A 23,044-nucleotide genomic window follows, 5' to 3' on the forward strand; every position below is an offset into this window, starting at 1 on the left:
CACCCCTTGTCGAGGAACTTCGCATGAACCCCTCCCTTGCGACCGTGCAACCGGCAGCCGCCAGCCTGAGCCGGGCTCTGGTAGTACTGCTGGCGTTCTGCTGCGGCGCGATCGTCGCCAACATCTACTACGCCCAGCCCATCGTCGGGCTGATTGCCCCGGACCTGGGGCTGTCCACCGAGCATGCCAGCCTGATCGTTTCGCTCACGCAGTTGGGCTATGCCCTGGGCCTGTTATTGCTGGTACCGCTGGCCGACCTGCTGGAAAACCGCCGCCTGATGGTGGCCACCGCAGTCCTGGCCTGCGTCAGCCTGTTGCTGGCGGGCACCAGCAGCAGTGGCCAGGGTCAGCTGTTCCTGGGTTACGCACTGCTCATCGGCTTCAGTTCGGTGTCGGTGCAGATGCTCATCCCGCTGGCGGCGCATCTAGCGCCGGAGCAGCAGCGTGGTCGTGTGGTGGGTAACATCATGGGCGGCTTGCTGCTCGGCATCCTGCTGGCGCGACCGCTGTCGAGCGTGGTGGCCGACCACTTCGGCTGGCGTGCGGTGTTCATTGGCGCCGCCGGGGTAATGCTGGCGATCATCCTGTTGCTGTCATTGACCTTGCCGCAGCGGCGGCCCGAGCACAAAGCCAGCTATGCCGGGCTGATGCTGTCGCTGCTTACACTGCTGCGTCGTTATCCGCTGTTGCGCCAGCGTTCGTTGTACCAGGCATTGATGTTTGCAGCGTTCAGCCTTTACTGGACGGCGGTGCCGATGGCGCTTGCCGGGGAGCATGGCCTGTCACAAAGCCAGATCGCTGTGTTCGCCCTTGTCGGCGCGGTGGGTGCCGTTGCTGCGCCCATGGCCGGCCGCCTGGCCGATGCCGGGCATGCCCGGGCCGGCTCGTTGCTGGCGCTGATGCTGGCGCCGGCGGCCTTGTTGCTGGGGCTGACAGTGCCGGGTTACAGCGTGATTGGCCTGGGCCTTACCGGCGTGTTGCTGGACTTTGCGGTGCAGATGAACATGGTCATTGGCCAGCGTGAGGTATACGCACTGGACCCTGCCAGCCGCGGTCGGCTGAATGCGGTGTACATGACCAGCATCTTCCTCGGCGGGGCGCTGGGGTCGGCGGTGGCCAGTGCGCTGTTCAGCCAGTTTGGCTGGCATGGCGTGGCACTGGTGGGGGCGGGGTTGCCGGGTGTGGCGCTGGTTGTGTTTCTACTCAAGGCACGCCGGGGTTGACCAGTTACGCGGTGGAGGGCACGGGCTTCGCCCGTGTTCGCGGGCCCGCTATCGGCCAAGCGGCAGCGCCAGGCCAATCAGGGCAAACAGGCTCCCGCAGCAGCGATTGAAACCTTTGCCACCCCTGGCCAGCCATGGCCGAATGCGAAACGCCAAGCGCGCCAGCAGGTATTCGACCAGGCACTCGACGCTGGCAAAGGTCGCGGCCATCACCGCAAATTGCAGCACCAGCCCTCGCTGTGGGTCGATGAACTGCGGCAGGAAGGCGCCATAGAACAGCAGCACCTTGGGGTTGGCCAGGGCCGAAAGCAGGCCCTGGCGAAACAGCCCGGCATTGCCCAGCCGCGCGCTGTGCGCGGTCAGCTCCAGCTGCAGGCCTGGACTGCGCCACAGTTGAATGCCAAGCCAGATCAAATAAGCCCCACCCACCCACTTCAGAATGCCCAGCACCGCCGCCGACGTCTGTAGCAGTGCGCTGAGGCCGAACATGGTCAAGGCGATGAGGGCGCTGAAACCCAATACCCCGCCCACGATGGTGAACAGCGTCCGCCGTGCGCCATAGAGCGCGCCATGGGTCAACGCCAAAAGGCTGTTGGGCCCCGGGGTCAGCGACAGGCCGATGCTGGCCAGCAGATAGATGAACCAGGTATCCAGTGCCATGTTGAATACTGCCTTGTGCAAGAGAGGGCGACAGTCTATGGCGCAACGCCCAAGCTGAAAGAGTAGTATCTGGTCATGAAAGAGTCTTTTCTGGACGTGGTTTCATGCCGCCCGACATCCGCTTGCTGATCATGCCGTTACCGGATTTTGCCCTGCTGCCGTTTGGCGCCTTTCTCGACAAACTGCGCTTCAGCGCAGACGACGAGGACTACAGCCAGCAACACTATTGCAGCTGGACGGTGGCGGGCCTCAGCCCCGAGCCGGTTCCGTCGAGCAGTGGCGCGGTGCTACAGGTCGAGGCCATTGCCGATCACCTCGACCTCGCCCTTTTCGACTACCTGGTGCTGTTCGGCGGTCGCAGTGCCATGGCCACTGCGGCGCTGGCGCCACGTTACCGGGCTTTGCTCAGGCGGGCCGCCAAGGCGGGTGTCAAGCTGGTGGGGGTCGACAATGGTGCCTTCCTGCTGGCTGCCTGCGGCCTGTTGCAGGGGCACAAGGTGGTGGTGCACTGGCGTCACGAAGCTGAGTTTCGTGCTGCTTTTCCGCAGTTGCAGTTGCTGCCCGAGCAGTTGTACTGCATCGATGGCAACCGCATCACGTGCGCCGGCGGCACTGCCGCCATCGACCTGGCCGTTGCCCTGCTATCACGTGCTTGCGGGCGAACCCGTGCGCTCAAAGGGCTGGCTGACATGCTGGTGGACGAGACCCGCGACAGCCGTCACGCCTTGCGCTCGCTGGATCTGGGTGCGGGTCAGGGGCGTCAGGTGCAGCGGGCGCAAGCACTGATGCGTCATCACCTGGGCAAGCAGTTGGCCGTGGAGCAACTGGCCGCAGAGCTGGGCATCAGCCGGCGTCAACTGGACCGGCAGTTCCAGGCCAGCCACGGTATGAGCACCAAGGCCTGGTGGCTGGAGATGCGCTTGCAGCAGGCGCGCTGGCGTTTGCTCAACTCCAGCCACAGCCTGGCGCAGATTGCCGATGAGGTGGGCCTGGGTGATGCCAGCTACCTTGGCAAGTGTGTGCGGCGTCGATTTGGTTGTACGGCCCTGCAGTTGCGTGCAGGTCATTACCCGGGCACGTGATCTACTGCGGTGTCCCGAACAACCCTGTCCAGTAGATCCCTGCATCGCTCTTGGGGTCCATCGCATAGGCCGCGCCCAGTTCACGGAAGTCCGGATTCATCAGCGTGGCGCAGTGCCCCGGGCTGTCCAGCCAGCCGTTGACGACCTTTTGCGCGGTGTCACGCCCGGCGGTGATATTTTCGCCGATCTGCTGGTACAGGTACCCGGCCAGTTCCGCCCGGTCACCGGGTGTGCGGCCATCTTTGTCGATGTGGTCGAAAAAGTTCTGGTTGGCCATGGCCCGTGTGTGGTTGGCGGCGACCCCGGCCAGCACGGTGCTCCAGCTCAGTGGCGGGGCTGCGGCAAACGGCTGGCCGCCGCATTGCCGTGGCACCCTGCGCGCGGCGTTGACCTCCTGCAGCACCTTCTGTCCCTCGGCCTGCCAGTCGCCCAGGCGGCCGCTGAGCAGCGGCCGTGCCAGCACGATGCGCCAGTCGCGGCCCTCCTGGCTGACGCCGATATCGACGAACTGCGGGTCGAGTACCACCTGGCAGAAACTTTCCTCGATGGCATGCATGGCAGCGCGCGCATCGCGTGGCCCCGACAGGCTGATGGCCTGGACGCTGACCATCGGGTAGGCGGCGCGGGTCATGGCCTGTTGCAGGTCGCGGGTGCCCTCTGGCGACAGCGCAAGGCGTGTGTCGCTGTTGAGCGGCGGCAGTTCCAGCGACGCCTCGCCACCGCAGGGCTGGGCCTTGCTGCGGTAGACATTGATCGAATCGATCAACTGCGCCTCTTCGCCGGTGGCTGCCAGCGACCCGGTCGAAGCGACCAGGCCCAGTGACAAAACGACAACGGATGTCAGGACGCGCATGTGGATCTCCCTGTGACTGGCAGCGTCGTGGTGTGCGCTGCTCATCCTACACAAGCCCGGGGCTTTTGGCCCGAGGTCGTGCAAGGCAATGAAAACACCGGCAATCTTTACTGGCGGCAAAAGAGGGAGTAGACCCCTGGCCGGTGGAAAAGTGCGGTCAGGTGCCGGTCATTCGAATCGAGCCCGCGTTGTCAGCCGTTTGCGCGTCAATGGGCCAACGCCTGGTTCGGCCTGTAGAACAGGAAGTGGGTCGTCTGCGCTGTCTTGCGATACGCCTTGGCCCAGTCGGGGCGCACGGTGCGGTCGTGGAAGTACAGGGCACCGCCGGTGGGGTCTTTCAACTGCTGGTTCAGTGCCTTGCGTGCGATCTCTTTGGCAACGTCGTAGCGTTGCGGCTCCTCGACCTGGTCCGGGCGCCCGTCACACCACCATGAGAACTGACAGGACTTGGTCTCCACACCCTGTTTGACTACCGCGCAGATGGTGTCGGGAAAGCCGTCGTGGCCCAGGCGGTTGAGCACCACGCTGGCCACTGCGGTCATGTCTTTGGCGTCTGCGCCTTTGGCTTCCCAGTAGATGGTACGTGCCAGGCAGGTGATGCTGTCATCCAGCGGCGCTTTGCCAGCCGGGTCTACTGCCTGCGTTTCGCCTGGGGTCAGTTTCTCTGCCTTCCTGGGGGGCGGCGCATCTTCGACGACCTTTTCTTCAAGCACTGCGGCCTTGTCCTCGGCAACGGCGGCTTTGGCTGGATCAGCGGCAGACAGGGGGCCTGCGAGCAGGGCTGTGGTCAAGCCAATCAGCATCAAGTGAAGGCGCATGGGCAAACTACCAGGCGGAGGGCAGAATTTCAGTCTAGCCAAGCGTAAGCATTAACACCAAAGGCAGGGTGGCGGCCGCGGCCACGGTCTGCAGGGCAATGAGGGTGGCCATCAAGGGTGCATTACCGCCCATTTGCCGGGCCATGACATAAGATGACGAAGCGGTTGGCAGCGCCTGGAACAACACCGCCACCACCGCTGCCTGGCCACTCAGGCCGAGCAGCCGGCAAAGGCCCCAGGTGGTCAGTGGCATGACCAGGAACTTGAACGCCGATGCTGCCATCAGCGGCCGTACCTGCTGGCCGAGGCTGGCGCCGCCTAGGGCAGCGCCGACACACAGCAGGCCCAGAGGCAGTGCGGCCTGGCCCAAGGCCTTGACCGTGGCGTCGATACCGGCCGGCAAGCCCAGCCCTGTGGCCCGTAGCATCAGCCCCCCTGCGCAGCCGACAATCAACGGGTTGGCGAAAATCGCCCGAAGCACGGTGGCTGGCGAACTGTGACGGGCACTGAAGCGGGCAAACACCAGCACGCAGAGCAGGTTGACCAAGGGCACGATGGCGGCGTTGGCTACCGCCGCCAGGGCAATCCCGGCGCTGCCGTAAATGCCCGCAGCCAGGGTAGCACCGATGTAGTTGTTGAAGCGGATACCGCCCTGAAACACCGACGTGAAGTCGGCGCCATCATGGTTCGCCGCGCCCTGATACAGCAGCAGCAAGGCGGCGCCGGTCAGGGTCGAGAGCATCAGTGCGCCGGCCATGCCCAGCACCGGTATGCCATCGAGGTTGGCGGTGGCCAGGCCATGAAGGAACAGCGACGGCAGCAGGACGTAGTAGCTCAGGCGCTCGGCGCCAGGCCAGAAGCTCTCGGCAAGAAAGCCGCGAAGGCGCAGGAAGGTACCCAGCGCAATCAGCAGGATGATGGGGAGCAGGGTGGTCAGCAGCAAGTGCAGCATGTTCAGCATTCCGTGGTCGGGTACGTGCACAGACTACGGGGGCGGATCAATCTGTAAAAACGTTGTTTTCTTCAGCGACCGTTGAGGAAAAATGCATGTTGGAGGGGCCTGTCACGCTTTGGCGCAGCCTGGCGTCAGGTTTCCAGGGCAGTCTTCAACACCGCACTCAAATGCCGCCGCTGGCTTTTTTCATGCTCCAGCAACACCACCCGCCGGGTCAGCTGAGGCTCGCCAAATGGCAGGCAGGTGGCAGGTGGCAGGCGTTGCAGGTCGTCATCCGCCATGGGGATGACCGCCACGCCCAGGCCCATCACCGCCATGCGCGCCAGGGCTTCCTGGCTGTCCAGTTCCATCATTTCGCTCACCTGCACATGCTGGCGGCGTAGTTCCTGCTCGATCTGCCGGCCGGCCCAGGCACGCTTGTCGAAGCGCAGGAAAGGCTGGCTGGCGAGTAACTGCGGCACGCTATACCCGGCCAGCTCGGGGCTGGCAATGGCCCAGAAACGGTCCTCGAACAGCGGTGTAAAACCCAGGCTCTGCGGGTAAGGGCTGACCGGTTCGGTGGTGATCGCTGCATCGAGCTCACCGTCTTCCACGCGCCGCGCCAGCTCCGCCGACATGCCCGAAGCCACGCTGATGTGTAGCTGCGGGTGATGGGCCTTGATCCACACCAGCGCCTTGGGCAAACGGCGCGCCAGCACCGTGTGGATCGCCCCCAGGCGCAAGCGGCCGCGCAGGCTTGGGCCGCTGGCCAGGGCATCGGCCAGTTCGTCATAGGCAGCCAGCAGGCTTTCGGCGCGGGCCACCGCCAACTGGCCGGCTTCGGTCAGCACCACCTGCCTGCGGCTACGGTCGAACAAGGTCACCTTCAGTTCGTCTTCGAGGGTTTTGATGTGCAGGCTGACCGCCGAGGGGGTGAGGCTGAGCAGGTCGGCAGCGCGGGCAAAGGTGCCGTGGCGGGCGATGGTCACCAAGGTGCGCAGAGCTTTCAGGGACATGCGGTTGAGGTCCGGTTCTCAGCTGACAGAGGCGTATTGTCAGGCCCGGCGCTCTCGCAGCACAAGGTTGCTTCCGGGCCTTGTCGATCCGGCTCAGCGACTGTTGCGCCCATAGGCCTGGCTGATCCGGTCGATCACCATGGCCAGGGCGACAATGGCCAGCCCGGCTTCCATCCCTTGGCCAACATTCAAGGTCTGGATCCCCGCCAGCACGTCCTCACCCAACCCACGGGCGCCGATCATCGACGCCACGACCACCATCGACAAGGCCATCATGACCGACTGGTTGAGCCCGGCCATGATACTCGGCAGCGCCAGGGGCAGGGCGATGCGCCGCAACCGCTGCCAGCGGCTGGCGCCAAGGCCGTGTGCGGCCTGCAACAATGAGGGGTCGATCTGGCTCAAGCCCAGCTCGGTCAACCGCACCAGCGGCGGCAGGGCGTAAATCAGCGTGGCGAACACGGCAGGCACCTTGCCCAGGCCAAACAGCATCAGTACCGGGATCAGGTACACGAACGCAGGTAGTGTTTGCATCACATCGAGTACCGGCAACAGCAGCCGCCTGGCCAATGGCCGGGCGGCCAGCAGGATGCCCAGCGGTACACCCACCAGTACGCACAGGCCGGTACTGACCAGCACCAGGGCCAGGGTCTGCAGCAGCTTGTCCCAGAGCCCAAGCATACCGATCAACGCCAGCAGCGCGACCAGCGCGGCGCTGCGCAGCAGGCTGCGGCTGGCGTGCCAGGCCAGCACACCCACCAGCAACAACAACAGCCACCAAGGCAACAGGCGCAACAGGTTCTCCAGGCCGACCAACAGTTGCAGCAACTGGTCAGACAAACTGCGCAGGTGGTCGCCGTAGTTCAACACCAACCAGTCGACCAGGCGGTTGACGCTGTCGGCAAAGGAAAACTGCAGGGGCTGCGGGAAACCGCTGCTCACAGGCTGGCCTCGACCTTGGCGGCGACGTCGGCCGGCAGCCAGGCTTTCCACACCTCGCGGCTATCGCGCAGGAAGGTGAGGGCGGCTTCGCGCGGGGGCGTACGTTTTTCGCTCATGACGGCCAGGGCCTTGTTCAGGCGATCGATGGGCAGGTTGACCCGTTCGAACACGCTGACCAAGTCTGGGTAGTTTTCGCGAAAGGCCTTGGACACGCCAATCGACAACTTTGCCGGCAGCGAGCGGCTGCCTTTCGGGTTGGGGTTGGCGGGGTCGGTGAGGGTGGCCCATGCCTGGGCATCGAAAGGTGGTTCTTCCAGCCGGATGAGCTTGTAGCGCCCCATCAGCGGGGTCGGGTTCCAGTAGTAGAACAGCACGGGTTTGCCACGCCGTATTGCCGAACCGATCTCGGCGTCCATCGCGGCGCCGGAGCCACTGCGGAAGTTGCTGTAGAGGCCATCCAGGCCATAGGCCTTGAGCTTCTGGCTGTTGACGGTTTCAGACGTCCAGCCGCTTGGGCTGTTGAGAAAACGCCCTTTACCGGGCGATTCGGGGTCGGAAAATACCTGCGGGTAACGCTTGAGGTCCTCGACAGTGCGCAGCTCAGGCGCTACGGGCTTCAGATTGCGTGCGGCATCGCCCTCGATCACATAGGCCGGTACCCACCAACCTTCCTCTGCATTTTTGACCGTATCGCCCAGTGCGAACACCTGGCCGGCCTGTTCGGCCTTGACCCAGGCAGGGCTGCGCCCGGCCCATTCCTCGGCGATCACTTGCAGGTCATTGCGCGCCAGGGCCACCTCCATGCTGACCGTGCTGCCAGGCAGGGTGTCGGTGCGGTAGCCGTAGCCGCGCTCCACGATCAGGCGCAGTATCTCGGTGGTGAGGGCGCCGCTTTCCCAGCTGATTGCACCAAAATGGATAGGCGCAGGTTGTTCTGCCGATACGGCCCTGTCGGCACTGACCAAACCCATCGTCAGCAGCAGCCCGGCCAGCAGCGTTGAAATGCTCTTCATGTCAACCTCGTCGTTCGCCACGCCTTGGCGGTGGGGCAAGTGTAGACGACGAGGTTTTTCAGTTTCAGGGCCACCGGCGTGGCCCCGTTCGCGTCAGACGCGGAACTGGTCCATCAGCGCTTGCTGCTGGTTGGCCAGGCTGTTCAGCGACTGGCTGACCCGCGCCGACTCGTTGGCCTGGCCTGACAGGGATTCAGTGACATCACGAATGGTCGCCACGTTGCTGTTGATTTCCTCGGCTACCGCACTTTGCTCCTCGGCGGCAGAGGCGATCTGCAGGTTCATGTCGGTGATCACCGTCACCGCCTGGCCAATGCGCTGCAATGCCGTGACGGCTTGCCCGACCTGCTCCACGCCGCCCTGGGCCTGGCGGTGGCTGTGGTCCATGGCGCCGACCACTTCGCGGGTACCGTTCTGCAGGGCTTCGATGACCTGACGGGTTTCTTCCACCGACTCCTGAGTGCGCTGGGCCAGGTTGCGCACCTCATCGGCGACCACGGCAAAGCCACGGCCGGCCTCTCCGGCGCGGGCCGCTTCGATGGCAGCGTTAAGTGCCAACAGGTTGGTCTGTTCGGCGATCGAGCGGATCACTTCCAGTACCGAGCCGATCTTCTCGCTGTTCTGTGCCAGGCCTTCTATTTCGGCCATGGTGTCGCTCATGTTGGCGGCCAGGGCACCGATGCTGCTGGTGGTGCGGTCGATTACCGCCAAGCCCTCGCGGGTGGCCTGGTCGGCATCGCGCGCCGCCTGCGCCGCCTGGGCTGCGCTGCGGGCCACGTCCTGGGCGGTGGCGCTCATTTCATGCGAGGCGGTGGCCACCTGGTCGACCTGGCGGTACTGCTGCTCCATGCCGGCGCTGGTTTCAGTGGCAATCGCCGAGGACTGGTCGGCCGTGCCTCGGGCGGCCTGCACCGAGCGTTTGACCTCGGCGATGGTGGGCTGCAACTTGTCGAGGAAACGGTTGAACCAGCCGGCCAGTTCGCCCAGTTCGTCCTGCTTCTGGTAGGTCAGGCGACGGGTCAGGTCGCCTTCGCCGCTGGCAATGTCCTTGAGCATGGCGGCCACGCCGAGGATCGGCCGTGTAACGCCGCGGGCCATCAGCCATACCAGCAGCAGGCCGGCAATGGCTGCGGCCAGGCCCAGGCTCAGTTCCAGCAAGGTGCCGCTGGTATTGAGTGCGTCAAGTTCCTGCTTCAGGGTTTCGGCCGGCCCGGTCAGTGCGTTCTCCGGCACATCCAGCAACACGCCCCAGGGCTGGGCGTCCGGGATTGGCCGAAATGCCGCCAGCACCTTCAAGCGCTGCCGGTCGTGGTGGATGGTCAGCTTGCCATCGGCCAGTTTGCGCACCAATTCGGCGCCTTTGGCCGGGTCTACCTGGTCGAAGCGCTGTGCCAGCTTGCTGGCATCAGCGCTGTAGCCGGCCAACAGACCGACCGGGGTCAGAATGCCGACCGTGGTGCGGCCTTCGTAGAGGCTGCGGCTGGCCTCCTGGCTCAGCGCCTGCAGGCTATTGAGGTTGATGTCGATGGACAGGGTGGCAATGATCTTGCCGTTGACCGCCAGCGGGAACACGATGCTGGTCATCAGTACCTGCTGGCCATCGATGTCGTAGAAGTACGGCTCCACCACGCACACCTTGCCGGATGTGCGTGGGCATACCCACCAGGTATTGGCCGGCTGGCCGCTGGGGCCGATCTCGGTGTTGGCCATGTCATGTTCGGGCAGGGCCATCGAGGTCAACTGGCCAGCGCGTGGCTGCGACCAGTACAGGGCAAAGCGCCCGGTTTCGTTGCTGCCCAATTCTGCCTTGCCGGCAAACAGGCTGTCCTTGTTGTCCAGGGCATTGGGCTCGAACACCAGTGACAGGCCGAGCAGGTCGGGGTTGGCTTGCAGTGCGGCGCGCACCTGGCGGGTCATGTCCTCGCGCAGGTCGAAGGCATCGAGATAGCGCTTTTCGGCCTGCTCGCGCAGGAACAGCACCTGACGGGCGAAGCCGGCACCGTACTGATAGGCATCCATGAACTGGCGGCGAATGTTCAGCGCTTGCACTTCACCTTGTGACTCGATACGCGACTGCGCCGCCTCGGTCAGCATCTGCATGCTGCTGGCCTTGACCAGGTCCGAACTGTGATCCATGCGGTACAGCGACAGGCCGACGAGCAAGGTGACGATAGCGGCCAGACAGAGACCGGCGAGCAGGGTGATTTTCCACTGGATGGAAAGTTGTCGCAAAGGCATGGGGGCGGATCCCTTTTTTGGCAGTAAGGGTTATGGCTTTATCTGCGGTGGGGCCGGGAGGTGCCAAAGCGCTCCGGCCAGGCACCTCGCTGCCTCCCACAGTATCGGCCCCTGCCGTTTTTTCTTTATTCAAACATTCAATTTAAAACTGACCAGCCGGTAACGCGCCGCAGCAAGGCGTTTTTGACATCTGCCGCCTACTGCTTCAGAGTTCGCGCTTTTTTCTGTCGTAATGAGGTAAGCCAACCATGAATGCAGTGATCGCCGCGGTCGGCATCATGCTGATACTCAGCCTGTCCCGCGTGCACGTGGTCATCGCCCTGATCATCGGCGCCCTTGTCGGTGGGCTGGTGGGCGGCCTGGGCATCGAAGGCACGCTCAAGGCCTTCAACGGTGGCCTTGGCGGTGGTGCCACGGTGGCTTTGTCCTATGCACTGCTGGGTGCCTTTGCCGTGGCAATCGCCAAGTCTGGCCTGGCCCATGCGCTGGCCGACCGTGCCCTGACCATGATCGACCGGCAGGGTGACGCCAAGGGCGGCAAGGTCAAATGGCTGATGATCGGCCTGATGCTGGTGGTGGCCGTGTCGTCCCAGAACATCCTGCCCATCCACATTGCCTTCATCCCGTTGCTGGTGCCGCCTCTGTTGTACGTGCTGACTCGCCTGCGTATCGACCGCCGGCTGATCGCCTGTGTGATCACCTTTGGCCTGATCACCCCGTACATGTTTCTGCCGGTGGGCTTCGGCAACATCTTCCTCAACGAGATCCTGTTGGCCAACGTTGCCCGTGCGGGTGTCGATGTGGGCGGCGTCAACGTCACCCACGCCATGGCCATCCCGGCAGCCGGTATGCTCGTCGGCCTGCTGGTGGCGGTGTTCATCAGCTACCGCAAGAAGCGTGACTACGACCTCGCGCGCATCCAGCAGGTGGAGCAGGTGAGCGTGCAGTACAACCCGCTGACCTTGCTGGTGGCCGGGCTGGCGATCGCGGCAGCCTTCATTGTGCAGCTGTTGCTGGACTCGATGATCATCGGTGCCATGGTCGGTTTCCTGATCTTCTCGCTGTCGGGCATCGTCAAATGGAAAGAGACCGACGACCTGTTCACCGAAGGCATGAAGATGATGGCCATGATCGGCTTCATCATGATTACCGCGTCCGGTTTTGCCGAGGTGATGAAGGCCACCGGTGAGGTGAAGAGCCTGGTGGAAACCTCGGCGCAGTGGATCGACCACAGCAAGGGCGTCGGTGCCCTGCTGATGCTGTTGGTTGGCCTTTTGGTGACGATGGGGATCGGCTCGTCGTTCTCCACCGTGCCGATCCTGGCCGCGATTTTCGTGCCACTGTGCGTGCAACTGGGCTTCGACCCGTTGGCCACGGTGTGCATCATTGGTACTGCCGGTGCACTGGGTGATGCTGGTTCGCCGGCCTCGGACTCGACCCTGGGCCCGACCTCGGGCCTGAACGTGGATGGCCAGCACCACCACATCTGGGACACCGTGGTGCCGACCTTCATCCATTACAACCTGCCGTTGCTGGCGTTCGGCTGGTTGGCGGCGATGAGCTTGTAAGGTGGGGAGGGCGTCAGCCCTTGTCGGGCGGCGGCGAGATGCGGTTGAGCACGGTGCTGCCGTCCTTGCTGCGGGTCAGGTAGACCGGCAGGACTTTGGGCAGGTTGTTGACCAGGCGCCCCACTTCACGGGTGTTGTAGATGCCGCTGATGCGAATGCGGCCGGTGCTGGCATCGGCCAGTAGCAGCGGTGCGTCGAGGTAGCGGTTTATCACTGGCAGCGCCTGTTCCAGGCTCAGGTTGTCGAGCACCAGCTTGCCGCTGCGCCATGCCAGGCTGTTGCCATAGTCATCGCTTTGCTCCAGCTGCGGCTCGAAGTCGCCCTTGTGGTAGCTGGCCTGCATGCCAGGGCCAAGGCGGTAGCCACCGGCATTGCCATCACTGGACACCAGCACTGAACCCTCCACCAGGGTGACCTTCACCTGGTCTTGGTACTTCCACACGTTGAACTGGGTGCCGGTGACCCGGGTCTGGCCACTGCCGGCACGCACGATGAACGGGTGGCTGCTGTCGTGTCGCACCTTGAAGAACGCCTCGCCGCGCGTGAGCGTGACCTGGCGTTGGTCCTTGTAGTTGAGGAAGGTGAGTGCGGTGTGGAGGTTGAGCTGTACCGTGCTGCCGTCGCTGAGCTCCACGGTCTGCATGTGGTCACCGGCTTCGAAGTGCTGGTAGTGGTTGGGCAACCAGCCCTGTTCCCACCCCATCCAGCCGGCCAGCGGCAGTACTGCCAGGGCGATGACCGCAGCGGACGCCAGCGGTCGCCAGTTGCGAGGGCGGGCGGCGTGTTTGGCGGGTGGGTTGAAGTCGATGACGGTGGCGCTGCGCGGCAGCAGGTCGGCTGTTTGCCAGATTTCCAGCATCGCCTCATATTCTTCGGCATGCCGCGGGTCGGCCGCCAACCAGTCAGCGAATGCTTCACGCTCGGCCTGCGTGCAATCGTCGGCGTGCAGGCGCATGCACCAATGCGCTGCGGCGTCGGTGATGGCATCGTCTGGGCTGGGCGTGAGGCGGTCGTGGTTCATTGCGGCTCCGGGTTTTGCGCATTCTACCCTTGCGAGAGGGCTCCCGAGAACCAAGGTAATGGCGAATGACTATCAGCTATGCCGGTTTTTCGTCGGATTGACCACGGGTTTTCAGCGTTTGAGAACCCTTCGCGGGCAAAAGACGATGTTTGCAATCGCTTCTGGGGCAGCACGCGGCTGCCCTTGCAACAAGCGCGTCATCGACACACCGATCAGAACTGTGCGGCCTCCAGCCCATAAAGGCTGCCACTACCGGCCCGAATGCTCGCCTCCAGCCCCAACCCCCGCGGCAAGACCCGTTGGAAATAGAACGCCGCACACGCAAGCTTGGCGCCATGAAACGCGTCGTCTTCATCACGTTTGGCCAACGCCACCGCCGCCATGCGCGCCCACATATACGCATAGGCCGTCAGCCCGAACAGCTGCAGGTACTCAACCGCTACTGCGCTGACCAGGTTGGCATCCTCGCCAGCCTGCGCCTGCAGCCAACTGCTGGTAGCCTCCAGCCGCGCCAGGCTCGCCTGCAGGGCCTCACGGTGCAAGGGTGCATCCACACTGAAGGCTCGCACTTCGCTGGCAAAGCTGGCCAACGCCTGACCACCGTCGGCCAGCACCTTGCGCCCCAGCAGGTCAAGGGCCTGGATGCCATTGGTGCCTTCATAGATCTGCGCAATGCGCACGTCTCGCACCCGTTGCTCCTGGCCCCATTCACGGATGTAGCCATGACCGCCATATACCTGCTGGCCAAGCACGCAGCTTTCCAGACCGTTATCGGTGAAGAATGCCTTGGCCACGGGTGTCAGCAGTGCCACCAGGCGCTGTGCATGCTCGCGCTCGCCAGCATCCTCGGCATAGCGTGCCACGTCCAGCTGCTGGCCAACGTAGACGGCGAACGCCCGACCGGCTTCGGTGAGGGTGCGCATGGTTAGCAGCATGCGCCGAACATCACCATGGTGGATGATCGGGTCGGCCACCTTGTCATGTGCCGTCGGGCCCTTCGCTGCGCGGCTCTGCAGGCGCTCGTTGGCATAGCGGGCGGCGCTCTGGTAGGAGGCTTCGGCACAACCGATGCCCTGTATGCCGATGGACAGGCGCTCGTAGTTCATCATGGTGAACATCGCAGCCAGGCCCTTGTTCGGCTCACCCACCAGGTAACCGATGGCACCGTCAAAGTTCATGACACAGGTCGCCGAGGCCTTGATGCCCATCTTGTGCTCGATCGAGCCACAATGGACAGCATTGCGCGCACCCAGGCGGCCATCGGCCTCGACCAGGAATTTGGGTACCAGAAACAGCGATATGCCTTTGGCGCCGGCGGGCGCATCCGGCAGCTTGGCCAGCACCAGGTGGACGATGTTCTCGGTCAGGTCCTGCTCGCCGCCGGTAATGAAGATCTTGCTGCCACTGATGCGCATGCTGCCATCAGCCTGAGGCTCGGCCCGGGTGCGGATCAGCCCCAGGTCAGTGCCGGCATGGGGTTCGGTCAGGCACATGGTGCCGGCCCAGCGGCCTTCGTACAGCGGTGGCAGGTAAGTGGCCTTGAGCGTTTCGCTGGCGTGGGCATCGATCGCCAGGCAGCTGCCAGCACTCAATGCCGAATACAGGCTGAAGCTGCAGTCGGCCGCGTAGAGCATCTCTTCGAACAGCACGCCGAGCATCTTTGGCATGCCCATGCCGCCGTGTTCCGGGTTGCCGCCCAAGCCGACCCAGCCACCTTCGCGGTAGGTGTTCCAGGCCTCGCGAAAGCCCTCGGGGGTGGTGACCTGGCCTGCGTCGAATCTCACACCTTGCTCGTCACCGTTGCGGCTTAGCGGGGCGATCAGCTGGCCGGTGACTTTTGATGCTTCCTCGAGAATGGCGTCGGCAGTGTCGGCATCGATGCGTTCGGCCAGGGCGGGCAGTCGGGCCCACAGGCCCGGAGCGTTGAACACGTCATGCAGGACGAAGCGCATGTCGCGCAGGGGTGCGGAATAGGTGGTCATCGGCAGCTCTTGCAATAGTGAGTGTGGTTGGGCGTACGCAGAACCTTCAGGCGCAGCCTTGTGCTACGCCTGAAGGGGAGCGGCTACGGCATCAGAGGGCCTTGGCCCGGTCGCGCAGCACGTACTTCTGGATCTTGCCGGTCGAGGTCTTGGGCAGCTCGCCGAACACCACGGTCTTCGGCACCTTGAACCCGGCCAGGTGCTCGCGGCACCAACTGGTGATGTCGGCTTCACGGGTGTCCTCCCGGCCCGGCTTCAGAGCAACGAAGGCGCACGGGGTTTCCCCCCATTTTTCGTCCGGGCGTGCCACCACGGCGGCTTCCAGCACTGCCGGGTGCTTGTACAGAGCGTCTTCGACCTCGATGGTGGAGATGTTTTCGCCACCGGAAATGATGATGTCCTTGAGCCGGTCCTTGATCTCGATATAGCCGTCGGCATGCCACACGGCCAGGTCGCCGGTGTGGAACCAGCCGCCACGGAAGGCTTCGGCGGTGGCTTCAGGGTTTTTCAGGTAGCCCTTCATCACCGTGTTGCCGCGCATGAAGATTTCGCCCAGGGTATTGCCGTCGCGGGGCACTGGCTGAAGGGTTTGCGGGTCGGCGACCATCAGGCCGTCGAGGGTCGGGTAGCGCACGCCCTGGCGAGACTTGATGCGTGCACGCTCTTCCAGCGAAAGCGCGTCCCATTCGTCATGCCAGGCACACACCGTCACCGGGCCATAAACCTCGGTCAGGCCGTAGGTGTGGGTGACCTTGATGCCCATTTCTTCCACGGCGCCGATGACCTTGGCCGGTGGTGCGGCGCCGGCGACCATGGCCTGCACCGGGTGCTCGATGGCTGCCTTGGCCGCCTCGGGCATATTGACCAGCGCGTTGAGCACGATCGGCGCACCGCACAGGTGGCTGACTTTGTGCTCGCGGATCAGGGTCAGGATCTTCTGCGGGTCGACCCGGCGCAGGAACACATGGGTGCCGGCCAGGGCGGTGATGGTCCAGGGGTAGCACCAGCCGTTGCAGTGAAACATCGGCAACGTCCACAGATACACCGGGCGGTGGCCCATGGCCCAGGTCATCTGGTTGCCCAGTGCGTTCAGGTAGGCGCCACGGTGGTGGTAGACCACGCCCTTGGGGTTGCCGGTGGTGCCGGAGGTGTAGTTCAGCGATATGGCCTGCCACTCGTCATCGGGCCACTCCCAGGCAAATTCCGGGTCGCCTTCGTTGAGCAGGGCCTCATAGTCCAGCTGGCTGACCGCGCGGCCTTCGCCGTACTCCGGGTCATCCACATCAACCACCAGCGGCGGGTGTTCAAGCAGTGCCAGAGCGCCTTCGATGACCGCATGGAACTCGCGGTCGGTGATCAGCACCTTGGCCTCGCCATGCTGCAGCATGAAGGCGATGGCCTCGGCATCCAGGCGCACGTTCAGGGTATTGAGCACAGCACCGGTCATGGGTACGCCGAAGTGTGCCTCGAGCATGGTCGGGGTGTTGGGCAGCATCACTGCCACGGTGTCGCCACGGCCAATGCCACGGCCGACCAGGGCGCTGGCCAGGCGCCGACAGCGTTGGTAGGTTTCTTGCCAGTTGCGGCGGATGGCGCCGTGGATGACGGCCGGGTAGTCGCCGTAAACGGCAGCGGTGCGTTCGATGAAGCTCAGCGGGGTGAGGGCGACATGGTTGACGGCAGCGGGCATCAGGCCCTGGGCATAGATCGACATGCGGTAATCCTGTAAGGGAGGCAGGCGCAGCCTGTGCACCTGGCCCCCGATGGCTGATTGTTAGCTCTGTTCAGGGTGCAGGGGGGGGGACGGTTGGGCCGCCCCCTTTGTCGCAGTTTTACGCGAGTCGCTATGGTATTAGGAATATCGACTATAGCAATATAGTAAAACTACTATAAAAACAGGCTGCCTACCGTGGATGACACTGCTTACCCCTTGCTCACCAAAGACCCACAACCCAGTCTGTTGCTGGCCAGTGATGCAAGCCCACTGGCACTGAACCCGGCACTGCAGGCCTGGGTCGCCGAAGGGCCTGAGCTGGCTTGCTGGCTGCCGGCCAATTGCGCTGCGCTGGTGCGTGCCTGTCTGCGCCAGCATCGGGCGATCAGCGATGTCGAAGTGCAGGTCGGCGAGCGCATCGTGCTGTGGACGTTCATGCCGGACAACCAGGGCCAGCAGGTGCTGGGCCGCTGCCGCGATGCCAGCGAAGAGCGCCATGGCGCACGCGAAGCCAGCCGCGCCCGGCGCCTGTATCGGCTGATCATCGAAAACACCACCGACCTGATTTCCCGGCACAGCCCCGATGGCCGCTTTCTCGACGCCTCACCGGCAGCCTACCGGCTGCTCGGCCTGTGGCCCGAGCAACTGCGTGGCATGCCTGTACATACCCTGCTGCATCCGCGCGAGCGGCGTCAGGTACTGCGCCAGGCCGCTGCCGCGCTGGACCAGGACGGCTACCACACGATGACCTGCCGGGTACGCCAGGCGACGGGTGACTACCGCTGGTTCGAAATTGCCAGTCGGGCAATTCGCGAGACCTACACGGGCGCGGTGGTGGAGGTGGTCAGCGTGTCCCGCGACATCACGTTGCGCATCGAAGCGCAGGAAAGCCTTGCGCACAGTGCCCGCCTCGCTACCCTGGGCGAGCTGGCCTCGGGTATCGCCCATGAGATCAATCAGCCACTGGCCGCGGTGGTCAACTATGCCAACGCCAGTCAGCGTTACCTGCAGGGCCTGGAACGTGATCCCCAGGCGCGCGAGCGGGTTGGCCAGGGCCTGCAGCGTATCAGCGAACAGGCCACCCATGCCGCCGAAGTGATCCGCCGTCTGCGAGCCTTCCTGCGCAAGGGGCCGCGCCGCCTGCAGGCGCTGGACGTGGCCGAACTGGCCGGCGAAGCCATGCGCCTGTGCGCCTGGGAAGCCGCGCGGGACCAGGTGCAGGTGGAACTTCGCATGAGCGCTCAACTGCCCTTGGTGTATGCCGACCGGGTGCTGCTGGAGCAGGTGCTACTCAACCTGCTGCGTAACGCCATCGATGCCAACCGCGAGCAGCAGGGTGAGCGGCCGTCACGTATCCTGCTCAGCGCTGCGCGTGATGGCGACGGGGTGCTGGTCGAGGTAGCCGACCAGGGCCCGGGCGTGGCACCGGAGCGGCTGGATGAAATCTTTACGCCGTTTACCACCAGCAAGGCCGACGGCCTGGGCTTGGGCTTGAGCATGAGCCGCAGCCTGATCGAAGGCTTCGGCGGTAGTCTGTGGGCGCGGGCGGGTGACAACGGCGGTCTGGTACTGTGCTGCCGGCTGGCGGTCAGCAGGGAATAAGGGGAGGCAGTGTTGCTAGCAAAAGTGTATGTGGTCGATGACGACCAGGGGATGCGCGACTCTACGGTCTGGCTGCTGCAGTCGGTGGGCCTGCAAGCCTTGCCGTTCGCCAGCGGGCAGGCGTTTCTCGACGCCTGCGTCGATGATGGGCCCGCTTGTGTGCTGTTGGATGTGCGCATGCCGGGGCTGGGCGGGTTGGCTGTGCAGCAGGCGATGCGCGAGCGTGGCCTGATGGTGCCGGTGATCTTCGTCAGTGGTCATGCCGATGTACCGATCGTGGTGCGGGCGTTCAAGGCCGGCGCCTGTGACTTCATCGAAAAACCTTATAACGACCAGTTGCTGCTCGACAGCGTTCAGGCTGCGCTGGAGCACGCCGGGCTGGCGCGACAGGGCGATCAGGCGCTGGCGTTGGTGCAGGCGCGCATCGATGGCCTGACGCCGCGTGAGCGAGACGTCTTCGTACCGCTGGCCCAAGGGTTGAACAACCGCGAGATTGCCGAGCAGTTGGGCATCAGCGTCAAGACCGTCGACCTGTACCGAGGCCGGGTGATGAAGCGGTTGCAGGCGGGCAGCCTCGCCGAGCTGGTGGGAATGGCGATTGCTTGCGGGGCAGTGGAGGCGTTGGGCCTTCGAGCGCGTTAGCCCGCCTATACGCAGCCCTGGCAGGGGCGGCCTTGTGTAGCGGTGGGCCGCAATGCGCGCCTGCTGGGTGCGGTGTGACAGCCAGGCAACACGACTTATTTCATAGCTAGCTAATGAAGGCTTTGACATTCACTGCCTAGGCAGTAATATTTCTACACACTTACCTGAGCAGTCAACGATGGCCCATTTCTCTCCCGAAAACTTCCAGACCTGCGCCATCGGCATGTTGCTTGGCCGTGCAGCGATCCTCAAAGACCGCATTCTTGACTGGCACCTGGAGTCAGAGGGCGTCACCGCCGCGCAGTTCAAGGTGCTGATCATCGTCACCCAGTACCAGGTGGATACCCCGGCCGAACTGTGCCGTTACCTGGGCCTGGACAGTGGTTCGATGACCCGCATGCTCGACCGCCTCGAGCAGAAGGAGCTGATTGTGCGCAACCGCTGCGCCGACGACCGTCGCCAGGTGCGCCTGGCACTCACCGCCGACGGCCAGCGCCTGGCCAACCGCCTGCCGGAAATTGGCGCCGCCGCCATGAACGAGTTGTGCGGCGTGTTGGCACCTGAGGAGCTCAAGACCCTGGAAGGCCTGCTGGCCAAGGTGCTGCTTGGTGCTGGCGACCCGTTGACGATCCGCCGCTTCGGCGACCGTTGAACCCTGTAACCCATTATCCAAGGTATTGTCATGGCCACTCCCACAGACACCCCGACCCCCTCCGTCGCGCCCGAGCCGTCGCGCAAGCGCAAGGCCTGGTTGCTTGGCCTGCTGTTGCTGCTGATCCTTGCAGGGGCCGGCACCTGGGCCTGGTACAGCATGGTCGGGCGTTGGCACGAAAGCACCGACGATGCCTACGTCAACGGCAACGTGGTGGAGATCACCCCGCTGGTCGCTGGTACCGTTACCAGCATCGGGGCCGATGACGGCGACCTGGTCCACGCCGGCCAGGTGTTGCTGCAATTCGACCCGGCCGACAGCGAAGTGGCCTTGCAGTCCGCCGAAGCCAAGCTGGCACGTAGCGTGCGGCAGGTGCGCGGGCTGTACAGCAACGTCGACTCGCTCAAGGCTCAACTGGAAACGCGCCAAGCCGAACTGCGCAAGGCGCAGCAGGATTTCAACCGGCGCAAGGTGCTGGCTGACAGCGGTGCGATTGCCGCAGAAGAACTGTCCCATGCCCGCGACGACCTGAGCGTTGCCCAGGCCGCCGTCAACAGCGCGCGCCAACAGCTCAGCACCAGCAGCGCGCTGGTCGACGACACCGTGGTGTCCTCGCACCCCGACGTCATGGCTGCTGCTGCCGACCTGCGCCAGGCCTACCTCGACCACGCCCGCACCACATTGGTCGCGCCGGTCACCGGCTACGTCGCCAAGCGTACCGTCCAGTTGGGCCAGCGCCTGCAGCCGGGCACCGCGACCTTGGCGGTCATCCCGCTGGAACAGGTGTGGATCGATGCCAACTTCAAGGAAACCCAGCTGCGAGAGATGCGTATCGGCCAGCCGGTGGAAATCACCGCTGATGTGTACGGCAGCGAGGTCAAGTACAGCGGAACGGTCGACAGCCTTGGCGCGGGCACCGGCAGCGCCTTTGCCTTGCTGCCGGCGCAGAACGCCACCGGTAACTGGATCAAGATTGTCCAGCGAGTACCCGTGCGCATCCACCTCAGCCCCGACCAGCTCAAGGACCACCCACTACGTATCGGCCTGTCCACCGTGGTTGAAGTCGACCTGCATGACCAGAGCGGCCCGACCCTGGCCCAGCAACCACCGCAGAAGGCCAGCTACACCACCCAGGTGTATGACCACCAGCTGATCGAAGCCGACAACCTGATCGCCCGGCTGATTCACGAGAACAGCGCAACCGGCAAGACGGCGCAACGATGAGCAATAACGCCGCTGCCCAGTTCACGCCGCCGAGCCTGGTGCTGACCACCATCGGCCTGTCGCTCGCGACGTTCATGCAGGTGCTGGACACCACCATCGCCAACGTGGCCCTGCCGACCATTTCCGGCAACCTGGGGGTGAGCTACGAGCAAGGCACCTGGGTCATCACCTCGTTCGCGGTGAGCAACGCTATCGCCTTGCCGCTGACCGGCTGGCTGAGCCGGCGCTTTGGTGAAGTGAAACTGTTCATCTGGGCCACGCTGCTGTTCGTGCTGGCCTCGTTCCTGTGCGGTATCGCCCAGTCGATGCCTGAGCTGGTCGGGTTTCGCGTATTGCAGGGTGTGGTTGCCGGGCCGCTTTATCCGATGACCCAAACCCTGCTGATTGCTGTCTACCCGCCGGCAAAACGGGGGATGGCACTGGCGCTGCTGGCGATGGTCACGGTGGTGGCGCCGATTGCCGGGCCTATTCTTGGGGGCTGGATTACCGATAGCTACAGCTGGCCATGGATCTTCTTCATCAACGTGCCCATCGGCCTGTTCGCTGCTGCCGTGGTGCGCCAGCAGATGCGTACGCGGCCGGTGGTCACCAGCCGCCAGCCGATGGATTACATTGGCCTGCTGACCCTCATTATCGGCGTCGGTGCCTTGCAGGTAGTGCTGGACAAGGGCAACGACCTGGACTGGTTCGAGTCGTCGTTCATTATTGTCGGCAGCCTGATCTCGATTGTATTCCTGGCGGTGTTCGTGATCTGGGAGCTCACCGACCGCCACCCGGTGGTCAACTTGCGCCTGTTCGTGCACCGCAACTTCCGCATTGGCACCATCGTGCTGGTCGGGGGATATGCCGGGTTTTTCGGTATCAACCTGATCCTGCCGCAGTGGTTGCAGACGCAGATGGGCTATACCGCGACCTGGGCGGGCCTGGCGGTGGCGCCGATCGGTTTGCTGCCGGTGATCATGTCGCCGTTCGTGGGTAAATATGCGCACCGTTTCGACCTGCGGGTGCTGGCCGGGTTGGCGTTCCTGGCGATCGGCACCAGTTGCTACATGCGTGCCGGTTTCACCAGCGAGGTGGACTTCCAGCATGTGGCCTTGGTGCAGTTGTTCATGGGAATTGGCGTGGCGTTGTTCTTCATGCCGACCTTGAGCATTCTGCTGTCCGACCTGCCGCCGCATCAGATTGCCGACGGTTCTGGGCTGGCGACATTCCTGCGAACCTTGGGCGGGAGTTTTGCGGCTTCGTTGACGACCTGGATCTGGATTCGTCGGGCGGATCAGCACCATGCGTACCTGAGCGAGAACATCAGCCAGTTCGACCCGGCGACGCGGCATACCCTTGAGCAGTTGGGCGGGGCCAGCCCGCAGAGTTATGCGCAGTTGGAGCAGATACTCAGTGGGCAGGCTTACATGATGTCGACGGTGGATTATTTCACTTTGATGAGCTGGGTGTTTGCCGGGTTGATTTTGCTGGTGTGGTTTGCAAAGCCGCCCTTTACCGCCAAGGCGGGGCCGGCATCGGCGGGGCATTGAGCTAAACACAAGGCAAGATCCCGATGCTCTGGCTCTGGCTCTGGCTCTGGCTCTGGCTCTGGCTCTGGCTCTGGCTCTTGATTTTGCTTCTAAGCGCGCGATCGCCCAGGCGCCGCGGATTGCGACTTCAGGAGGCCGAGCGTAGGGCTTGCGAAGGGAGGTGACGGGCATGGATGCCCGTCAAGCGCTGAGGCCCCATGGATGGGGCCTGCAGCGCGTACTCCCGGGAGCAAGACCGTAGCGAGGGAACCCCGGAGCGTAGCGTAGGGGCCGGATGATGGGAGCCGACGGTTTTGGTTACTTTGGCCACGACCAAAGTAACCCGCCG

General features: G+C 64.0%; 19 protein-coding genes and 1 pseudogene. 8 read left to right on the forward strand and 12 right to left on the reverse strand.

What is annotated here, in order from left to right; genetic code table 11:
• Positions 1-23: 23 nt before the first annotated feature.
• Positions 24-1,223 carry an MFS transporter gene (locus LVS58_RS23140; protein ID WP_233692986.1) on the forward strand — a complete coding sequence of 400 codons (1,200 nt, stop codon included), beginning with the start codon at positions 24-26 and terminating at the stop codon, positions 1,221-1,223.
• Between the two features lie 48 nt (positions 1,224-1,271).
• Here LVS58_RS23140 and LVS58_RS23145 read toward each other — a convergent pair whose 3' ends face one another.
• The gene (locus tag LVS58_RS23145; protein ID WP_233692987.1) at positions 1,272-1,883 is read right to left on the reverse strand and encodes a LysE family translocator; all 612 of its coding nucleotides are present in this window, start codon (positions 1,881-1,883) and stop codon (positions 1,272-1,274) included.
• 104 nt (positions 1,884-1,987) lie between these two features.
• Here LVS58_RS23145 and LVS58_RS23150 point away from each other — a divergent pair, with 104 nt between their 5' ends.
• A complete protein-coding gene (locus LVS58_RS23150) occupies positions 1,988-2,965 on the forward strand; it encodes a GlxA family transcriptional regulator (RefSeq protein ID WP_233692988.1) in 978 nt (325 codons plus the stop codon).
• A 1-nt stretch (position 2,966) separates the two neighbouring features.
• Here the strand turns inward: LVS58_RS23150 and LVS58_RS23155 are convergent, their stop codons facing one another.
• The 8 genes and pseudogenes from LVS58_RS23155 to LVS58_RS25405 all read right to left on the reverse strand — a co-directional run.
• A complete protein-coding gene (locus LVS58_RS23155) occupies positions 2,967-3,818 on the reverse strand; it encodes a CAP domain-containing protein (RefSeq protein ID WP_233692989.1) in 852 nt (283 codons plus the stop codon).
• A gap of 206 nt (positions 3,819-4,024) precedes the next feature.
• Positions 4,025-4,636: a cell wall hydrolase gene (locus LVS58_RS23160; protein ID WP_233692990.1), complete on the reverse strand. Its 612-nt coding sequence runs from the start codon at positions 4,634-4,636 to the stop codon at positions 4,025-4,027.
• Positions 4,637-4,670: 34 nt separating this feature from the next.
• A complete protein-coding gene (locus LVS58_RS23165; RefSeq protein WP_233692991.1) occupies positions 4,671-5,588 on the reverse strand; it encodes an AEC family transporter in 918 nt (305 codons plus the stop codon).
• Positions 5,589-5,722: 134 nt separating this feature from the next.
• On the reverse strand, positions 5,723-6,586 hold the full coding sequence (locus tag LVS58_RS23170; protein WP_233692992.1) for a LysR family transcriptional regulator: 864 nt from the start codon (positions 6,584-6,586) through the stop codon (positions 5,723-5,725).
• 93 nt (positions 6,587-6,679) lie between these two features.
• Positions 6,680-7,528: an ABC transporter permease gene (locus LVS58_RS23175; RefSeq protein WP_233692993.1), complete on the reverse strand. Its 849-nt coding sequence runs from the start codon at positions 7,526-7,528 to the stop codon at positions 6,680-6,682.
• A complete protein-coding gene (locus tag LVS58_RS23180) occupies positions 7,525-8,541 on the reverse strand; it encodes an ABC transporter substrate-binding protein (RefSeq protein ID WP_233692994.1) in 1,017 nt (338 codons plus the stop codon). The genes LVS58_RS23175 and LVS58_RS23180 overlap by 4 nt, the downstream gene beginning before the upstream one ends.
• A gap of 93 nt (positions 8,542-8,634) precedes the next feature.
• Positions 8,635-9,390, reverse strand: a complete 756-nt coding sequence (locus LVS58_RS25400; protein ID WP_241792063.1) for a methyl-accepting chemotaxis protein — start codon at positions 9,388-9,390, stop codon at positions 8,635-8,637.
• Between the two features lie 102 nt (positions 9,391-9,492).
• A pseudogene (locus tag LVS58_RS25405) lies at positions 9,493-10,779 on the reverse strand (PDC sensor domain-containing protein); the annotation flags it as partial.
• A 248-nt stretch (positions 10,780-11,027) separates the two neighbouring features.
• Between LVS58_RS25405 and LVS58_RS23190 the strand changes: the two are divergent.
• A complete protein-coding gene (locus tag LVS58_RS23190; RefSeq protein WP_233692996.1) occupies positions 11,028-12,347 on the forward strand; it encodes a Na+/H+ antiporter family protein in 1,320 nt (439 codons plus the stop codon).
• A gap of 13 nt (positions 12,348-12,360) precedes the next feature.
• Here LVS58_RS23190 and LVS58_RS23195 read toward each other — a convergent pair whose 3' ends face one another.
• The 3 genes from LVS58_RS23195 to LVS58_RS23205 all read right to left on the reverse strand — a co-directional run bounded on the left by LVS58_RS23195 (position 12,361) and on the right by LVS58_RS23205 (position 17,064).
• Entirely contained in the window at positions 12,361-13,368 is a 1,008-nt protein-coding gene (locus LVS58_RS23195; RefSeq protein WP_233692997.1) for a FecR family protein, read from the reverse strand.
• Positions 13,369-13,580: 212 nt separating this feature from the next.
• A complete protein-coding gene (locus LVS58_RS23200; protein ID WP_233692998.1) occupies positions 13,581-15,350 on the reverse strand; it encodes an acyl-CoA dehydrogenase C-terminal domain-containing protein in 1,770 nt (589 codons plus the stop codon).
• A 91-nt stretch (positions 15,351-15,441) separates the two neighbouring features.
• Positions 15,442-17,064, reverse strand: coding sequence for an acyl-CoA synthetase (locus LVS58_RS23205; RefSeq protein WP_233692999.1), 1,623 nt, complete (start codon positions 17,062-17,064; stop codon positions 15,442-15,444).
• A gap of 195 nt (positions 17,065-17,259) precedes the next feature.
• Between LVS58_RS23205 and LVS58_RS23210 the strand changes: the two genes are divergently transcribed.
• From LVS58_RS23210 to LVS58_RS23230, 5 genes are all read left to right on the forward strand, one after another.
• Complete coding sequence (locus tag LVS58_RS23210; protein WP_233693000.1) at positions 17,260-18,666, forward strand: sensor histidine kinase; 1,407 nt, start codon at positions 17,260-17,262, stop codon at positions 18,664-18,666.
• Positions 18,667-18,675: 9 nt separating this feature from the next.
• Complete coding sequence (locus LVS58_RS23215) at positions 18,676-19,308, forward strand: response regulator transcription factor (protein ID WP_325175991.1); 633 nt, start codon at positions 18,676-18,678, stop codon at positions 19,306-19,308.
• A 178-nt stretch (positions 19,309-19,486) separates the two neighbouring features.
• A complete protein-coding gene (locus LVS58_RS23220; RefSeq protein WP_003247811.1) occupies positions 19,487-19,960 on the forward strand; it encodes a MarR family winged helix-turn-helix transcriptional regulator in 474 nt (157 codons plus the stop codon).
• A gap of 30 nt (positions 19,961-19,990) precedes the next feature.
• Entirely contained in the window at positions 19,991-21,184 is a 1,194-nt protein-coding gene (locus tag LVS58_RS23225) for an HlyD family secretion protein (protein ID WP_233693001.1), read from the forward strand.
• Positions 21,181-22,716, forward strand: a complete 1,536-nt coding sequence (locus LVS58_RS23230) for a DHA2 family efflux MFS transporter permease subunit (RefSeq protein WP_233693002.1) — start codon at positions 21,181-21,183, stop codon at positions 22,714-22,716. The genes LVS58_RS23225 and LVS58_RS23230 overlap by 4 nt, the downstream gene beginning before the upstream one ends.
• Positions 22,717-23,044: the final 328 nt, after the last annotated feature.

Source organism: Pseudomonas sp. JR33AA, assembly GCF_021378985.1.
In the GTDB taxonomy this organism is placed as follows: domain Bacteria; phylum Pseudomonadota; class Gammaproteobacteria; order Pseudomonadales; family Pseudomonadaceae; genus Aquipseudomonas; species Aquipseudomonas alloputida.